Here is a 16,302-nt window from a genome sequence, read left to right on the forward strand (position 1 = left end):
CCTCAGATAGGGTGGGAGTATGGATATGATTAGTTTTAAGGAAGCAGCTGAGCGGCTGGGCATAAAGGTTACTCGTGCCCATCGCCTATTAAATGAGCATCGCCTATTAGCTTTGCCCGATTCGCAGGGGAAACTGCAAATCGTAGCTGATTGTTTACTGGATACTCCCGAGGGGTGGACCTTAGTGGAGCGTTTACCGGGAACTATGCTCACCTTGCTGGATGGAGGTTTTTCTACCCAAGAGGCAACCGAGTGGGTACTGTCACCGCAGCCATTGTTAGATGGGCAGCGACCGCTTGATTTATTGCGGGTCGGCACTCACAGCACCGTGAACGCAGTAGCAGCCATGCAGGCTCTATAGGGCTAAGATTTGCGTTCTACCAGCAAACGTCCAAGTTCTAATAGCGCCTCGCGTCCGCTCTGATTGAAATTTCCGTTTTCTACCAGAGCATTTCCGCGCATCGCATATTCATTAATCAACTCACGATGCTTATCACGTACCCCCTGTTCGTTTAAGGCTTGGGTGAGTTCTTGAATCTGTTCGCTAGTGGCGGCGCGATTGGCAAAGACTTGTTGGAGTTTTTCGAGGGCGTTTTCAGATAGCATCTGTCTAGCTAGTGACCACAGAACGGTTTTCTTCCCCTCGGTTAAATCGCCCCCTGCCGGTTTACCTGTTTGTCTGGGGTTGCCGAATACTCCCAGTTCATCGTCACATAGTTGGAAAGCAATGCCCCAGTATTCTCCAATTGCAAATAGGGTTTTCAACTGGCTATCGCTGGCATTTGCTAGGCGAGCCCCCAAGGTTAAAGGGTGAGCCACCGAGTAGCGCCCTGACTTGTGACGAATAACGGTTAGAATCTGCTCTAGCGCGGTGGCGGGGTCAAGGTTATCGGTTTCTAGGCGTAAATCTAGGTATTGACCGACCCCAACTTCCCGGGTCATTTCGGTCCAGTTTGTGAAGAATTCATATCCGGTTTCCAGGGTGCTCGCTACGTTAAAAGCGTAGTAATCGGCTACTGCTAGCAGTACATCCCCGAGGAGAATTCCTGCCATTTTTCCGTATTCTGTGCTGTTTCCCTGCCGGTTTCCCGCCTGGTGATTTTTAGTGAAACTAATATGGGTAGCGTCTTTTCCCCGCCTGAGTGGCGCATTGTCAATAATGTCGTCATGTACGAGGGCGCTAGCCTGGTAAATTTCTAACGCTATCGCCAGGTCGTAGACCCCCCTAGGGGGAGTGGCTTGGCCGCCGCTGATAGCAGCGAATCCAGTTTGGGCGAGTCGCGCGCGGGTACGTTTTCCGCCACGAAGAGAGGCTAGACCCACTTCGAATAGTTCTTCTATTCCCTCTAAGTTACGCCAAGGCTGGATTCCTTCTTTCCAGGCTTTGGGCAATAATTCCTCTATCTGGGTGGAAAAATCCTGGTTGTTTGGCATTAGTTGCTACTCCGTTCCCGTTTTTCTCTCCTCTAGCCGCGAAATAATCTCTAGATTTGTGCTAGAAAGTGTGGTATTGAATTATAATTATTGAGCATTCTCTGTGAAATCGTTTAGAAATCAGGAAAGGTCGCTGTGACTCCTAAACCTGCTCAATCTGAATCTAGCGCTAATAGTTCCGCTAAAGCGAACGCTACCAAGGGCGCTACCAAGGAAACTACTGCTACAAAGAGCGCTAAAAGTGCAGTAAAATCGGCAGACAAGTCTACAAAGACAGCCAGTAAAACTGCTACCAAGAAAAAAGTAACTGGCACTAAGGCAGCGGCAAAGACAAAAGCTACCTCTGCCTCTGTAGCCGCCAGCAAGACTAAAGCTAAGTCTACTGCTGTAAAGCCAGCCGCAAAGAAAGCAAGTTCGGGGAAGAAAACTACTGCGCAGAAAAAAACAGCTGCTAAAAGTACTGCTAAGACTACGGCAAGCGCTTCTAAGAGTTCCACAGCTGCAAAGAAAACTGCCTCCAAGAAAACTACCGCTAAGAAAGCCAGCTCCGCCAATGCAAAGGTAGAAAAGACCGAGGGGAAAGAAACCGCAACCAAGTCGCAAAAGAAAACTACTTCCAAAAAAACTACCTCAGCGAAGAAAACAACTGCGAAGAAACCGGTAACGAAGAAGGCAGCTTCAAAGAAAACCAATAGCAAGCAAACCAGTGCCAAGAAAAAAGAAGCAGCGGTCTTGCCAGCCGAGGAAGAAAAAGAGCTGCTAGAAGCGCCACTCGCTGAGGACGAGGGGGCGGGTGAACCTGAAGAACACGATTTAACCGCTGAAGAAGACGAGGACATTGACATTGATGTCGAATTCGACCTCGATGAGGACGATAATGACGATGATGATGACCTGCACGGTGAAGATCGCGAACCGGAGGACGACGAGGAAGAAGAAGCCGACACTGCTCCCGGCAATGCTCTCGACGGATTGAACAAGGCGATTGCCCAGGCAAAAGCTAATGCCAAGGGGCAAAAGAAAGGCAATTCGTTCACGGTTTCTGATTCTGATGAAACCGATGAACCGGCACAGCGGGTCACGGTGGCGGGGGCTACCGCCGATCCGGTCAAGGACTACCTAAAACAGATTGGCAAAGTAGCCTTGCTTAACGCTGCCGAAGAAGTCGATTTGGCTCGCCGGATTGAAGCCGGTCTTTACGCTGACCACAAGCTAGAGACGGAATCAGATAACCTGACTTCCAAGATGCGTCGCGATTTGCATTCCTTGTCAATAGATGGGCAACACGCCAAGAATCATCTGTTAGAAGCTAATCTGCGGCTGGTGGTTTCGCTGGCGAAACGTTACACCGGTCGGGGAATGTTGTTCTTGGATCTAATCCAAGAGGGTAATCTGGGTCTGATTCGAGCAGTAGAAAAGTTCGATTACACCAAGGGATATAAGTTTTCTACCTACGCTACTTGGTGGATTCGGCAGGCGATTACTCGCGCTATGGCTGACCAGGCGCGCACTATTCGTATTCCTGTTCACATGGTGGAAGTTATCAACAAGTTGGCCAGGGTGCAGCGACAAATGTTGCAGGATTTAGGGCGCGAACCTACTCCGGAGGAACTGGCTAAAGAGCTAGATATGACTCCTGAAAAAGTGGTAGAGGTGCAAAAGTATGGTCGCGAACCAATTTCTTTGCATACTCCGCTGGGCGAGGACGGCGACAGCGAATTCGGGGATTTGATTGAGGACTCCGAGGCAGTAGTACCTGCCGATGCAGTCAGCTTCACCTTGTTACAGGAGCAGCTGCGACACGTCCTGGACACGCTTTCCGAGCGCGAAGCTGGGGTAGTGTCGATGCGTTTCGGTTTAGGTGATGGACAGGCAAAGACTTTGGATGAGATTGGCAAAGTTTACGGGGTAACTCGCGAACGCATCCGCCAGATTGAGTCGAAAACCATGTCTAAGCTGCGACATCCCTCCCGCAGTCAAGTGCTGCGCGACTATCTAGACTAGCGTATCACCACGCTTTTATCGTTTCGGCGTCCTAGCGAAAAGCTAGGACGCCGAGTTAATTTTTGCCGGACGCGAAAGCAAGGCAAGTGAGCGTGACTTCAGCACGCCCGCAAGTAAAGATAGAAAACATGAGCCAGAAGAACTATGTTTTTACCAGTGCTGACCGTTGCGACACCTGCGGAGCGCAGGCTTGGGTACTTGCCAGTCTAAACAGCGGCAACCTGTTTTTCTGTGCTCATCACGCAAATATTCTAGTTCCCGCATTGCGTCAGGCGGGAGCGGAAATTATTGATAACATCGCGCAGCTGCATTTAGAGGAAGCCGAAAACGCCCCGCTAACCTCACTATCTCGCACCCGCTAGGGGCAGACTAACTGTATTCTCCTGACTTTAGTTTCCCGGTCTTTCTTCTTGACCTTCTTGCTGACTGGAGTTTTTTTCTAATCCCTGGCTATTATCGCTACTCATGCCGGTCATAGGCTCTTGAGACGAGGGCGCGCTAGGGGAAGAATCAAGACCCGAAGTTTGCGTTGCCTTTACTTTAGAATCGGGTTCGGTTGCGGGTTGTGGCTGGGGGAAGGCTTCCGACACTGGGAATCCTGGGGTGGGGAAACCATATCCTTGCTTTTTCGGGGGGTAGCACCCGCCGGTTGGATTTTGCAGATTGTTCGGCGGATACGGATAGGGGTAAGGATAGTAGTTGTTAGCTGCAGATTGACGGGATTTTCTCGGTCTATTCTTTAGCTTGCCTACCACTGCTGCTACCGCCACGATAACTGCAGTAGCAATCAACCCAATCAGGATGATAGTTCCTAGAAGTGCGAAAAAACTACGAGGCTTATGGTGATTACGTTGAGCAGTAATGGTAACCGTTCTGTCTATTTCATTAACGCTGTTTACCGACCAAGTATCTCCTGAGCTCTCCCCAATAGTGGATCCTTCCGAGTCTTCGGATTCTGCTGATTCAGCTGACTCTACAGTTTGAATATTTCCTGGGAAAGTAACTCGCAGCCCACCGACGCTTTCAGTACCTTCATTAGTGGCAGTGTCCATATCGGGGTCAGATTCAGTATCGCTATCGCTATCGTAATCGAGACCAGTATCGCTATCGTTATTGTTATCCCTGCCAAGACCAGCTGCGTAAAGTGTCTGAGCTATGCTAGGGGAAATGTTCAAGATTATTTCGTTTTCGGTGACTAACCAGCCACTAGCACTGCGGTAATCCTCTTTAAGCTGACCAGATACGTCGATCTCGAGGTAATCTACAACAACTGGACTACAGCTTTCTATTTTGAAGTCACTAAGACTTGTGAGTATTTCAGGAAGATAATTATTTGATGCCACCATTCCACAGGTTAAACTTGCCGAAGGTATTCCATCTTCAAGAGGAAAAGCAATTCTAATAGATGCCTCTACTCTTAGATCTTCATCTATGGTGATATGGATATTGCCGCTTTCAGCGTTCGCCGGTGCGACGGGTACAAGTAAACTAAAAACAGTTAATGCGGTGCCAAGAAGTATCATTGATAGGCGTTTCAAAGCGATTCCTCTTCCCTAATTATTATCGGCAGTTTATTTGCCTTTATTAACTCATATTTTCGTTTCGTGGGGACTGGAACTGCTATTCTGAAAAGTTAGACTAACGCCCGGAAAACCCGGTATCGGCAGTTTTAGGAAAACAGATTTAATAATTATCTAGGTAATTGGGCTAAGGTAACCCACCAAAACGGGGAAGCTATTAGCATGAGGATATCGTGCTATTATGCTCGGTATCTGTTGGTAGTATCTGGTCTATTTCCAGTTTTAAGCTCCCGGGATTAGGGAACTGCTTTATGGTTTCCTATTTCGGCTATTTTTTCTTTTTTGCCTATTATTGTTGTTCATAGCTACCTAGGTTCTTGAGACGAGGGTGCGCTAGGGGAGAAATCGGATTCGACCTCGGCGGGGGCAGAGTTGAAGCTCGGTTGAGTATTAGGGAAAGCGTATCCCAAAGGCTGCCCATTATTGATTTGAGGTAATGAGGGGGCTTGCGGGGAGGTAAAACCGCCGAATTGCTGTCCCATTTGCGGGTTGCCTCCATTTAAGGGGAATACTGATTGGGTTGCATTGGGGACGGGATATACCTGTTGGGGGCTATAGGGCGAGTAGGGGCTTGGTGACATATAGCCTCCCGACGGGGTTTGCGGGAAATACCCAGGCATAGCTGCTTGCGGGTAGTACCCGCCATAGCCAGGCAGATAGTTTCCGGGATTCTGCAGTTTCTTCTTGGGGGCAGTCGCCAATACGAGTATCCCGACTGATGCCACAATAAACAGCACTGCCGGAATCGCGAATCCCAGACTTACTCCCGGTTCTAAGGGATGGCGAGCAGCGGTGAAAACCACTCCTTTGTTATCTTTTATTTGTTTTTTCTGGTCAGCGGTTAAAGGTTTTTCTAAGATCCAGGTGTTTCCGGATATTTCCCCAATATCTGGGGTAACGCTTTTTATTTTCCTGGGAAAAGTGTAGTGGGCAATCCCTAACGAGGTGTCTAAGTTGTGAGAGTCCCAGGTCGGATTGTCAATAGTTAAGACTAATGTATCGTCTCCGGTTAGTTTTAAAGACTTATCGGAGCTGGATTGCTTTAGGGTTTCTTCATCGTAATAACCGCTATGTCTGAGGAAGAACCGATTTCCCTCAAAGTGGCAGCCATCCAGTTGTAAGTTATAGCCGTCCTCCTCGGGGTGCAGATTTTTAATTTCCTGTTTTCGCTCAGCTGTCAGTGCTTCGCAAATCTCCTGGGAATCCTCAGTGTTATATTTCTTGGTGAGTTCTAGTTTTCACCTTGGTAGCTTGTGTTATTAAAATGTAAATTTTCGGACAATGACCAATCAAAATGGTATCTAGTTGCTGCTTGAGCCGAAGAGACCGGCAAAACTAACCAGGAAAGCGCTACCAGGCTAGCTAGCGTAATACCAAATAAAACCCGAGGTAACCGTTGGACAGCATTGATGCGTTTCATCAGGATTCCTTACCATAAGTACAGAGCTGGATTCAGAGAAGAATTATCCCCGATTATAATTCCTCTCATCTGGTATCAGCAGGTTTTATAGCTAAAATCTCGGTAGTATTCATATGTCTTCCATAAATCCGTTTTATTGCGTCCGGTCGCAAATATGAACGTACACCTAAAATTCGGTTTCAGATTGTTGATAGTGCCAATATTGCAATCAACCTCGCTGAATCCGGCAGGGAGTGTCTCACAATCACTCGTCCTCGGAAAGCCAATCGCCATCCTAAAAGCGCCAACCCTTAAACTAGGGGGGTGGCACTCAATACGAAATCGGATTACACCGCCCGGCACCTGTCGGTACTAGAAGGACTGGACGCAGTTCGCAAGCGTCCCGGTATGTATATCGGCTCCACCGATCACCGCGGGCTAATGCATTGCCTTTGGGAAATCATCGACAACTCGGTAGACGAAGCCCTGGAAGGCTACTGTACGCAGATTGACGTGACTATCGGCGATGATCATTCAGTTTCGGTTTCAGACAATGGCCGCGGCATCCCGGTAGATGAAGTGCCGGGGGTGGGACTATCCGGGGTAGAGGTGGTCTATACCAAGCTACATGCCGGCGGAAAGTTCGGAACCGGCTCTTATGGGGCAGCCGGCGGTCTGCACGGGGTAGGGGCATCAGTTGTAAACGCCCTCTCGGCTCGCCTAGATGTGCAGGTAGATAGGGACGGGAAAACCTATCAAATGTCTTTCCTGCGCGGAGAACCCGGAGAGTTCGATGACACTAAATCCCGCACGCCTACCTCGCCGTTCAAAGCCTTTACCGACGAATCTAAACTGAAAATAGTAGGGAAAACCCCCAAGAAAAAGACTGGAACCCGGGTACGTTTCTGGGCAGATTTCCAAATCTTCCCGAAAAGCGCCTCCACCGGTTTCTCCTGGGAACACCTGTTAGAGAGGGCGCGACAAACCGCGTTTTTAGTGCCGGGACTAACTATTAACTGTCGAGATGAACGCCCGGAAGAACCCTTAGAAGAATCTTTCAAAGCCGAGGGGGGAACCAAAGATTTTGTCGAATTCCTTGCCCCCGATCAGGCGATTGTAGACACCTGGTGTATTCGTGACCAGCGTAAATACAGCGAAACTGTGCAACAGTTAGACCAAGAAAGTGGGCATTTACGCCCGGTAGAAGTAGAACGCACCTGCGATATTGATATTGCCCTGCGCTGGGGAAACGGCTATGACACGGTAGAGCGCTCCTTTGTAAATATCGTAGCCACCCCCATGGGGGGCACTCATGTGATGGGATTTGAAAACGCCCTGTTGCGGGTACTTCGTAGCCAGATTGAGAAAAATAAGAAATCGAAACGCCTGAAACTGACCCAAAAAGAAGCCAAGATCCGAATCGAAAAAGAGGACGTGATGGCGGGGCTGACTGCGGTGGTGACCGTGCGGCTACCCGAACCCCAGTTCGAGGGGCAAACCAAGGAAGTCCTCGGTACTCCCCAGGTGCGCCAGGCGGTCTTAAGTGCGGTTAGTTCCTGGCTGGAAAAGAAGTTTACTTCCTCAAAGCGCGACGATAAACAGCAAGTATTTTCCCTGATGGAAAAGGTAGTGGGGGAGATGCGGGCGCGAGTGAGCGCGCGGCATCAAAAAGAGATTTCCCGGCGTAAAAATGCTCTGGAAACTTCCTCTCTGCCCGCAAAACTCGCGGATTGTCGCTCTAATAAAGTGGAAGATTGCGAACTGTTTATTGTGGAGGGCGACTCGGCGCTAGGAACTGCGAAACAGGCGCGCTCCTCCGATTTTCAAGCATTGCTGCCCATACGTGGAAAAATTCTCAATACGCAAAAAGCCTCTACCTCCGATATGCTTTCCAATGCGGAATGTGCAGCGATTATTCAAGTAATCGGAGCAGGTTCGGGACGCAGTTTCGACCTAGACTCGGCCAGATACGGCAAAGTCATTATGATGACCGATGCCGATGTGGATGGCGCACATATTCGCACCCTCTTGCTCACCCTATTCTTCCGTTATATGCGCCCCCTGATTGCCGCCGGGAGAGTCTATGCGGCAGTCCCTCCCTTGCACCGGATCGAAGTGCCAGCTCAAGGGCGGAAAAAGAAAGAAATCATTTACACCTATTCCGAGGACGAGCTGCATCAGCGGCTGCGCGCCCTCGCCAAAAGCGGACGCAAATATAAAGAACCCATCCAGCGCTATAAAGGTCTGGGTGAGATGGATGCTTCCCAGCTAGCGGAAACCACGATGCAGCGCGAAAAACGAACCTTGAGACAAATAACTTTCGCAGACGAGGAAGCCCTGGCAGAGGCAGAAAATGTTTTTGAACTACTCATGGGCTCCACAGTAGCTCCCCGGCGGGAGTTCATCGTGGCTGGAGCAGACCAGTTAGCGGCAGAACAGATTGATGCTTAAAGGCTTTTTTAGTTTGCTCGTCCACCCCACATAGAATAGAGGTATGTCACGAAGTCTGCGCGAAAGGTTAGGTTGCCTCCCCTCAGCCCCAGTACCTCCCGCACACCTGGGGTTATATTGGCGTCCTTCGCGTGAGACCGATTCTTGGCGAATCCGGGAATTAATCCATTTGACGGAACAGAACTCTAATCCGGCACGCCCAACTTCCGAGGGGGAAATCTCACGCCTAACCCGAGCTCTAACCCACCCGGAACTGCAAGACTGCCTGATTGGTCTGGATTCGCGCGGTAACCTGGCGGCTTTTGGGTCAGTCACCTTGCAGCCAGATGAAAAAAGTTACGCTCGCGCCGATTTATTCGCGGTCACTGCCGAGCATTGGCGAGGACGCGGAATAGGTAAAGCCCTGCTGGCTTGGCAAGATGTGCGCGCCCGGGAACTAATGCTGGGATATTACGGAAGCGACTATGACCGTCCCGCGCAAATCCGTAACGTAGTAGATGAACGAGCCGGGGACAGACGGATGCTCTATGCGGCTGCCGGTTTTTCAGCCCAACGCACGATTAAAGTTTTTTCCCACCATCTAGCTCCAGACGTTCTCGCTGATTTATCGGGACAATTCCCTACTAAAGATGTACGGATAGTCTCTGCCCGCCGTCTCTCGCCTGATCAGTGGGAAGAAATCAAAGCTCTCCACGTAACTAACTCTGCCCGCCTGTATGCCGATAAAGGAGATGCTTCTCGCTGGTGGGGTCGGGTTTTAGGTAATCTCGCTCCCGATTTGTCATTTGCGGCTGTATCAATGAATTCGGGGCGAGTGCTTGCCTATTGCCTGGTGGTTTATCGCGATATTTGCCAAAGTAGCTGCCTGGACAGCGAGGGTACATCTGAACAAATTATTCCGACCGTGGCGGTCGATATTTTCGGTGATGACCGCCAAAATGCCGATAGTCATGGCACAGATTTTTCGGTGCTAAAACAGGTGCTTAGTCAGGTTCTAACCGCCTGTCAGCGCTTAGGGTATAAACAGGTGTTCGCTGAAGATAACTATCCAACCCTTGGTGATTTGTCCCGGGTGTGTGCTGCCTGTGGTTTTCAGCTTGCCGGAGCACGCATGATTTACACGGTGGAACTGTAATGGATCAGCAAGAATGGCAGCTGCCCGAAGGGGAAGATAAATACTGTTGGCGTCGTTTAGGTCCTAAAAACGTGCCAGAAATGGGTAACCTGATTCGCCGAATTGAAGATTTTGACAACCCTCCTTTCCGCACCGCTGTCTGCGAGATAGAAGCATTCTTTTCAGCCCCTACTAAATGGCGCACGATTGGGGCTTTCGGTGCAGATAATAACCTGGTTGCCTATGCACAGGTACGTCCGCGTTTATTGGTAAATGAAGTGGTTTGTGATGGGGGAGTAGATCCGCGCTACCGCGGTCAAGGTTTGGGCAGAGCCGCGATTACTTGGCAACGTGACCAGGCAAGTATCCTCTTAGATGCTTCTCGCCCCGGTCGTGTCCTTTTCTATGTAGAAGACGTTTCCCCCGATTTGTCTAGTTTGCTGCTAGATGCCGGTTATACGCAAACCGATTCTTTCGTGGATGTCTGCCGGGACTTGACGAATCCGATTAAGCCAGCGCCAGTTCCTTACCCTTTCGAGGTAGTTCCCTGGGATGAGGAACTTGATGAAATGCTGCGTCACGCTTTGAATCGGGTTTTGAATGATAATAATCCTGAATCTGGCTATAGTGTTGAAGATTGGGCTACCCGGCGAGCAGCTTTTACTCCCGATTGTTCTTTTGTGGCACTTGATAAAACTACTGACCGTTCCCAGATTGCAGGATTCGCGCTTTCTTCTGTTTATCGCCAAGATTGGACGGCGGTTGGGAATCGTCAAGGATATATTGATTTGCTGGGTTTGCTACCGGGCTGGGAAAATGCAGCGATTTTGCGGGCTTTAATCGCTGGCGTACTCCAAGCATTTAGGGAACGCGGATTCGCCACTGCGGGGGCGCTGTTACCGGCTACCGTTGATGCATTAACCCGGAAGCTTTTTGTAGAGGCTGGTTTTAGGACTGTCGGAACTTCAACCCAATATGCAATTGATACTGCCGCCACTAGCGATTCTTAACCCTTTAACCTGCCGAGATTGTTTTCCCTGCTACTCAGGTTAGGGCATCAGTGATTATTGCCTTTCTATTTACCCGAGGTAATAGATTTGGCGTTTTAAGGCGCTACCGGAAGCGTCTCGTTTTTCAGTTGCTTCTGGCAAAGGTACGGGGGAACCATCTTTTGTGAGGGCGCGTGGCGGGGTAGCGGTAACCGCTGCCAGCGACAAGCGACTCTCTCCCTTTAGGAAACGCTGACAGCGTACCCCTTGTCCGGCGCGTCCTTTTTGCGGATACTGCAATAAGGCAGTGACTTTAGCGCTGGTTTGTCCGCTACCAGGCGTAGAAGTAGCAATCCCCGCTACCGTTACCACCAGGGAAGACTCTAGGGCATCGGCGCTAACCAAAGCGGCGGTGATTACTTGATCGCCCTCGGAAAGTTTCATCCCGGAAATACCTTGACCCGAGCGTCCCTGAGGACGTACTTTATTGGCTGGGGTACGCAGCAATTGCGCAGCCGAAGAAATCAGTACGAAAGTACCATCGTCGCCCCCAAAACCAGCAGCTACCACCTGATCGGCATCATCAAGACCAATTACCGAATAAGAATCCTGAGTAGATAGCACTTCGGGACGTATCCGTTTAATAGTGCCGCCACTGGTGGCAGCCCACCAGGTAGGTCCGTCCTCATCGAGGGGAACCAACCCTACTACTTCCTCGCCGTCCTCTAGGCTCAGTAGCCGAGAGATTGGGGGAGTGCCCCGCAGAGAGGGCGCCGTGGCCGAGCGTACCAATGCCGGAACTTCCAGCGCCGCGAGCTTATATAAAATCCCGCGGGAAGTAATTGCCCCCACCTGACCGCGGGCAGTAGTTTTTGCCGCGGAAATAATCGCGTCCCAAGGTTCGCGTCCCTCAGCATTGGATAAAGCTTCATGACCGGGGAAACGTGCCACCATTCCCCCAGCTCCCAACACTACCGTGGCGGGTTCATCGGGAATCTCTAAGGGGGTATCTTTTTCTGCTTCTAGCTGCGCTGCGCCCTCTTCGGCTAGTAAGACCGTACGCCTGGGGTCTGCGCGTTTTTCTGCCACTTCCCGCAGCTCGCTGGCCACCAGTTCCTGGCGTTTCTCCCGCGAAGCAATAAGCGCTTCTAGCTCGGCGATTTCGGTGGTTAAGCGGTCACGTTCCGCCTCTAGTTCCAAGCGAGAAAACTTAGTTAAACGGCGCAGTTGCAGGGATAAAATATGTTCCGACTGCACCTCATCTAAATCAAATGCCTCCATCAAACGGGTTTTTGCCTGGGCAGAGTCCTCGGAGGCGCGAATAATCTGGATAACATCATCAATGTCGAGGACGGCAATTAACAACCCGCGTACCAAATGTAGGCGCTCTTGCCGTTTACGCAGGCGATACTGGCAGCGACGCATCACGATTTCCATACGGTGATTTAAGAACACCTGTAGCATTTCTTTTAGCCCCAGGGTGCGCGGTTGTCCATCTACCAGAGCCACCGCATTTACCCCGAAAGAATCCTCCATAGGGGTGTGTTTGAATAGGCTAGCGCGCACTGCCTCGGGGTTAAAACCGGATTTAACCTCTATTACCAACCGCATATCGTGTTCGCGATCAGTTAGGTTAGTGACCGCCGAAATCCCTTTTATCCTGCCTTTTTGTACCCCATCTTTGATTTTTTCAATTACTTTTTCCGGACCAATCATATAGGGTAGTTCGCTCACCACTATTCCCATCTTTCGGGCGCTAACCCGCTCAATAGTGGTCTTGGCGCGGGTGCGGAAAATCCCCCTGCCGGTTTCATAGGCTTGGCGAATCCCGTCCAGCCCCACAATAATGCCCCCGCCTGGCAAATCGGGGCCGGGAATAAAACGCATCAAATCTTCGGTGGAGGCATCGGGATTTTCTAGCAGATGAATCGCTCCTGCCACGGTTTCCCCCAAGTTATGAGGAGGAATATAGGTGGCCATCCCCACCGCAATTCCGTTAGCCCCATTAACTAATAAATTCGGGAATGCTGCGGGCAAAACCGCTGGTTGCAGGAACTGGTTATCGTAGTTGGGTACAAAATCGACGACATCCTCGTCGAGATTGCCCACCATATCTTGCGTAGCGGGAGCCATCCGAACTTCCGTATAGCGCGCCGCCGCCGGACCATCATCTAAGGAGCCAAAGTTTCCGTGCCCATCCACTAGCGGCATCCGCAGGTTAAAGTCTTGCGCCAGACGTACCAGGGCATCATAGATAGCGCTATCGCCATGCGGGTGGAGTTTACCCATGACTTCACCTACTACGCGCGAGCTCTTCACGTGCCCTTTACTGGGCCAGAGACCCATTTCGCTAAGCATATAGACGATACGCCGCTGCACCGGTTTTAGACCGTCCCGCGCATCTGGCAGGGCGCGCGCATAAATCACTGAATAGGCGTATTCCAGGAAAGAAGTGCGCATTTCCTCGGAGACGTCAATATGAGTGATGTGTTCCTCAGAGGTTTCAGTTAGAAAGGACGCGCCGGGCTTTTTGTTAGTTTGGCTTTTGGGCTTGCTGGTTACCGCCGGGGTTGCGGGCGCTGCCGGTTTTTCTGGCTGAGGGGAGGATTGGTCGAGAGAACTGCTCCCAGACATGGCTGCAGAAAACAGGTCAGGCTGAAGGGAATCATTCGACTTTTCACTCACCGTTCTATCAAAGCAAAAAACTGCTTAGTAGTCAGCTTAGGCTCGCGGATATGAGAGCATAAGAGGTATGGGTCACCGTGAGGAAAAGTCAGTTGGAATGCGAATATGGGATATATTACCCGGACTTTTTGGGGCGTTTAACTGGCGAGAGGAAACTTGCTATTCTCCTGCGTTAAAACAGTTGTTAGGGATGGGTAAACGTCGCCTATGTTTAGTGGTAATAGATGGTATGGGGCAGCAGCTACTTTCAGCTCGGCGCGGACATATCCCCTTTATGCGTCCCTATCTTTCTCAACTTCCCGAGGTGCTGGGGCAAGCGTTAAAAACCTGTGTACCTTCAACTACCGTGGCGGCGCTAACCAGCTTGCATACCGGGCTTTCACCAGCAAAAACCGGTATGTTGGGGTATCAGTGTTGGGACGAGGACGCTGGGCGTGTCCTGAATCTGATTACTTTTGAAGGCTTTAAGCGCCCCGCTCAATCTTGGTGTGATTACCCTACTTTTTTCACTTACGCCACCGAAGCTGGGCTGCAATCGCGGGCGTTAGTTCCCCCCGATTTTGTGGGCTCAACTTTGAGTGAAATTACTTTGCGGGACGCAGATTTTAAGGTCTCGACCGAGCTTTCAAAGCGGGCTAGCGATGCGCTTCAGGCGTTTAAACAAGGGGTTGATTATGTTTATTTGTACTGGTCAGGATTAGATCATTGGGGACATAATTTGGGGTGGTCACATCCTAGATGGATTCAAGAACTCGAGAGCATTGACCGATTTTTGTCCGATTTGTATTCTTGCTTACCCAGTGATGTTGCCCTAGTGGTCACCGCAGATCACGGCATGGTAAATGTTAGTGCAGATACCACGGTGGATATAGCGGAATCTGGACTTGCTTCCCAGGTGGAGGCAGTTTCGGGGGAGCCACGCGCCCTCCATATTCGCCTTAGAGAAGAATATCTAGAGGCTCAAACCAAAGGCAATCATACTCGCAGCGCCCCTAGAACATCGGTAACCGCTAAGTGGCAGGAATATGTGGGCAAGCGCGGTCAAGTTGTAAGTGACTATCGACCCGTTTATGGCGATATTTTGCTTCCGGAGCGGATTGGGGACTTTACTATTTTCGCCAAGGGAAACTATCAATTTGTAGATACCCGTTTCCATAATCCGTCAGTATTACAAATGGTGGGGGTACATGGGGCGCTCACCCCACAAGAAATGGAGATTCCCCTGATTATCGCCTAGTTTGCCCTACTTGAGCATCTTAGGTAAAAGATTATGCAATCAGAGCTTCCTGACAAAGCGAATCGGTCTTTAACGTGGTTTCGTACCAAAAACTATGTCGTCCCAGCTGGGGATAGACTTTCGATGAGAGCGCCGATGTTTGCTTTTAGCGCTTTTTTCGGTGCTGGCAAGGATAGTTTTGTCGTTTTCCTCTACATTTTCCATTCCGGGCAAAACCGGCGCGACCTCTCCGAGGCTGGGGGGAGGGGGAGCCGGGCGGGAGGGCGTGCCGCTTTCGCCCCCGGATAAACCTGCCGGGCTACGTCTGGTCAAATCCAGGTTCAAAGCTTCCGTTTCGGAAAGCGTGCCTACAAAGGTTGGTTCTTCTCGATCCCATACCTGTTCACGGCGGTCTATAGGGTTGGGGGTAGAGGCAGGGGAGCCTTGCCCCTTTAGTGGCTCTGGGGCTGCTTCCGAAGAATCTGGCGGGCTGAAAATACTGCGGGAGCTGTTTGTTCCGGTTTGAGGATTCTGTTTGTCGATTTGCCCGCTGCCGGGTCGCATTCCATGTAAGGAGACTATTTCTGCGGCTTCTTTAGGGTCGGCGCTACCATCTGCCCCGGTTGGTTCTGCGATAGAAACATCTTCAAAATCGTCCTCGTCCTCTATCGGGAGGTTAGGGGAAGCGTCTCGTTTTCCTCGCGCGGCCGAAAGCGCATCTAAGAGGGCGTCTGTGCCGGTGTCAGGTTCGCTAGGGGGAGCGGGTTGGGGGGATGAAACCGGGAAGAATTCTTCAAAACTGGAAACTTTCGATGCCGGTCGGGAAGTCTCAGTGAGCCAAATTGCTTCCTGGTCGATAGCATTAACGCTAGAAGAACCAGCTTCCATATGCCAGCGTGCAGACAGCTCTCTCGCTTCTTGGGTGAAAGTTAAAATAATTTCCCAAGGCCCTTTCCCGTCCCGTACCGCGTCCCAGCGTAAAGAATCTGCAGCTACCCCGCGGGCAGCTAGGCGATCAATCACCAGTTCTCCTAGCTGTGGGGAATCTGATTCCCCACCTACCTGACAGGAGCGAGCTAGGCTCGCCGCGTGAGAACGCTCGGCTAAAATCGCGGTGGCGTAGCGACGAACTTTTTCTTCGGGAATATCAAACTTGGCTGCTACTTCGTTAATGGTGCTTCCCGCCCGGATTAAAGACTGGATTTTTCGAGGTGAAACCGCTTTTTGTGGGTTTTGGGGCACCGCCTCTAAATTGGGTCTCGTGACTCGTACCGCGTCACGTAGCTGTTGGGTAATCGCAATGGCATAACGCTCACCGTCACCATCATTAAGAATTAGCTGGTTCCCGTCTGGGTGTAGCCCGAGCAGCTCTAGGTCTTTCATGTTCCTCCCATTCCCCTGCTTAGAGATTGCCATGTATGCGGGAAAAA

The 16,302-nt window shown here is 50.7% G+C and carries 13 protein-coding genes; 7 read left to right on the forward strand and 6 right to left on the reverse strand.

Annotated elements, in window-relative coordinates:
* Nucleotides 1-19: 19 nt before the first annotated feature.
* Nucleotides 20-361, forward strand: a complete 342-nt coding sequence (locus PG728_RS02360; protein WP_072509394.1) for an Rv2175c family DNA-binding protein — start codon at nt 20-22, stop codon at nt 359-361.
* Between the two features lie 2 nt (nt 362-363).
* Here PG728_RS02360 and PG728_RS02365 read toward each other — a convergent pair whose 3' ends face one another.
* Complete coding sequence (locus PG728_RS02365) at nt 364-1,434, reverse strand: polyprenyl synthetase family protein (RefSeq protein WP_072509395.1); 1,071 nt, start codon at nt 1,432-1,434, stop codon at nt 364-366.
* A 135-nt stretch (nt 1,435-1,569) separates the two neighbouring features.
* Here PG728_RS02365 and PG728_RS02370 point away from each other — a divergent pair, with 135 nt between their 5' ends.
* Nucleotides 1,570-3,438 carry an RNA polymerase sigma factor gene (locus PG728_RS02370; RefSeq protein WP_270625569.1) on the forward strand — a complete coding sequence of 623 codons (1,869 nt, stop codon included), beginning with the start codon at nt 1,570-1,572 and terminating at the stop codon, nt 3,436-3,438.
* A gap of 86 nt (nt 3,439-3,524) precedes the next feature.
* A complete protein-coding gene (locus PG728_RS02375) occupies nt 3,525-3,800 on the forward strand; it encodes a DUF7455 domain-containing protein (protein ID WP_333558161.1) in 276 nt (91 codons plus the stop codon).
* Nucleotides 3,801-3,827: 27 nt separating this feature from the next.
* Here PG728_RS02375 and PG728_RS02380 read toward each other — a convergent pair whose 3' ends face one another.
* The 3 genes from PG728_RS02380 to PG728_RS02390 all read right to left on the reverse strand — a co-directional run bounded on the left by PG728_RS02380 (nt 3,828) and on the right by PG728_RS02390 (nt 6,438).
* Entirely contained in the window at nt 3,828-4,976 is a 1,149-nt protein-coding gene (locus PG728_RS02380; protein ID WP_270625571.1) for a hypothetical protein, read from the reverse strand.
* Nucleotides 4,977-5,323: 347 nt separating this feature from the next.
* Nucleotides 5,324-5,821, reverse strand: a complete 498-nt coding sequence (locus PG728_RS02385) for a hypothetical protein (protein ID WP_072509398.1) — start codon at nt 5,819-5,821, stop codon at nt 5,324-5,326.
* Nucleotides 5,822-6,249: 428 nt separating this feature from the next.
* Nucleotides 6,250-6,438 carry a hypothetical protein gene (locus tag PG728_RS02390; protein ID WP_072509399.1) on the reverse strand — a complete coding sequence of 63 codons (189 nt, stop codon included), beginning with the start codon at nt 6,436-6,438 and terminating at the stop codon, nt 6,250-6,252.
* A 303-nt stretch (nt 6,439-6,741) separates the two neighbouring features.
* On the opposite strand from PG728_RS02390, the gene PG728_RS02395 reads away from it, so the two are divergent.
* Genes PG728_RS02395 through PG728_RS02405 form a run of 3 tightly spaced genes read left to right on the forward strand, consistent with a single transcriptional unit; the run spans nt 6,742 to nt 10,992 of the window.
* Nucleotides 6,742-8,868: a DNA gyrase/topoisomerase IV subunit B gene (locus PG728_RS02395; RefSeq protein ID WP_270625573.1), complete on the forward strand. Its 2,127-nt coding sequence runs from the start codon at nt 6,742-6,744 to the stop codon at nt 8,866-8,868.
* Between the two features lie 43 nt (nt 8,869-8,911).
* Nucleotides 8,912-10,003: a GNAT family N-acetyltransferase gene (locus PG728_RS02400; RefSeq protein WP_270625574.1), complete on the forward strand. Its 1,092-nt coding sequence runs from the start codon at nt 8,912-8,914 to the stop codon at nt 10,001-10,003.
* Nucleotides 10,003-10,992, forward strand: a complete 990-nt coding sequence (locus PG728_RS02405; protein ID WP_270625576.1) for a GNAT family N-acetyltransferase — start codon at nt 10,003-10,005, stop codon at nt 10,990-10,992. The genes PG728_RS02400 and PG728_RS02405 overlap by 1 nt, the downstream gene beginning before the upstream one ends.
* 69 nt (nt 10,993-11,061) lie before the next feature.
* Here the strand turns inward: PG728_RS02405 and PG728_RS02410 are convergent, their stop codons facing one another.
* Nucleotides 11,062-13,431, reverse strand: coding sequence for a DNA gyrase/topoisomerase IV subunit A (locus PG728_RS02410; RefSeq protein WP_270625673.1), 2,370 nt, complete (start codon nt 13,429-13,431; stop codon nt 11,062-11,064).
* 322 nt (nt 13,432-13,753) lie between these two features.
* On the opposite strand from PG728_RS02410, the gene PG728_RS02415 reads away from it, so the two are divergent.
* Complete coding sequence (locus PG728_RS02415; RefSeq protein WP_072509403.1) at nt 13,754-14,893, forward strand: alkaline phosphatase family protein; 1,140 nt, start codon at nt 13,754-13,756, stop codon at nt 14,891-14,893.
* Nucleotides 14,894-14,962: 69 nt separating this feature from the next.
* Here PG728_RS02415 and sepH read toward each other — a convergent pair whose 3' ends face one another.
* Entirely contained in the window at nt 14,963-16,255 is a 1,293-nt protein-coding gene (gene sepH / locus PG728_RS02420) for a septation protein SepH (RefSeq protein ID WP_270625577.1), read from the reverse strand.
* Nucleotides 16,256-16,302 lie beyond the last annotated feature (47 nt).

Source organism: Varibaculum timonense (assembly GCF_027694345.1).
Classification (GTDB): Bacteria; Actinomycetota; Actinomycetes; order Actinomycetales; family Actinomycetaceae; genus Varibaculum; species Varibaculum timonense_A.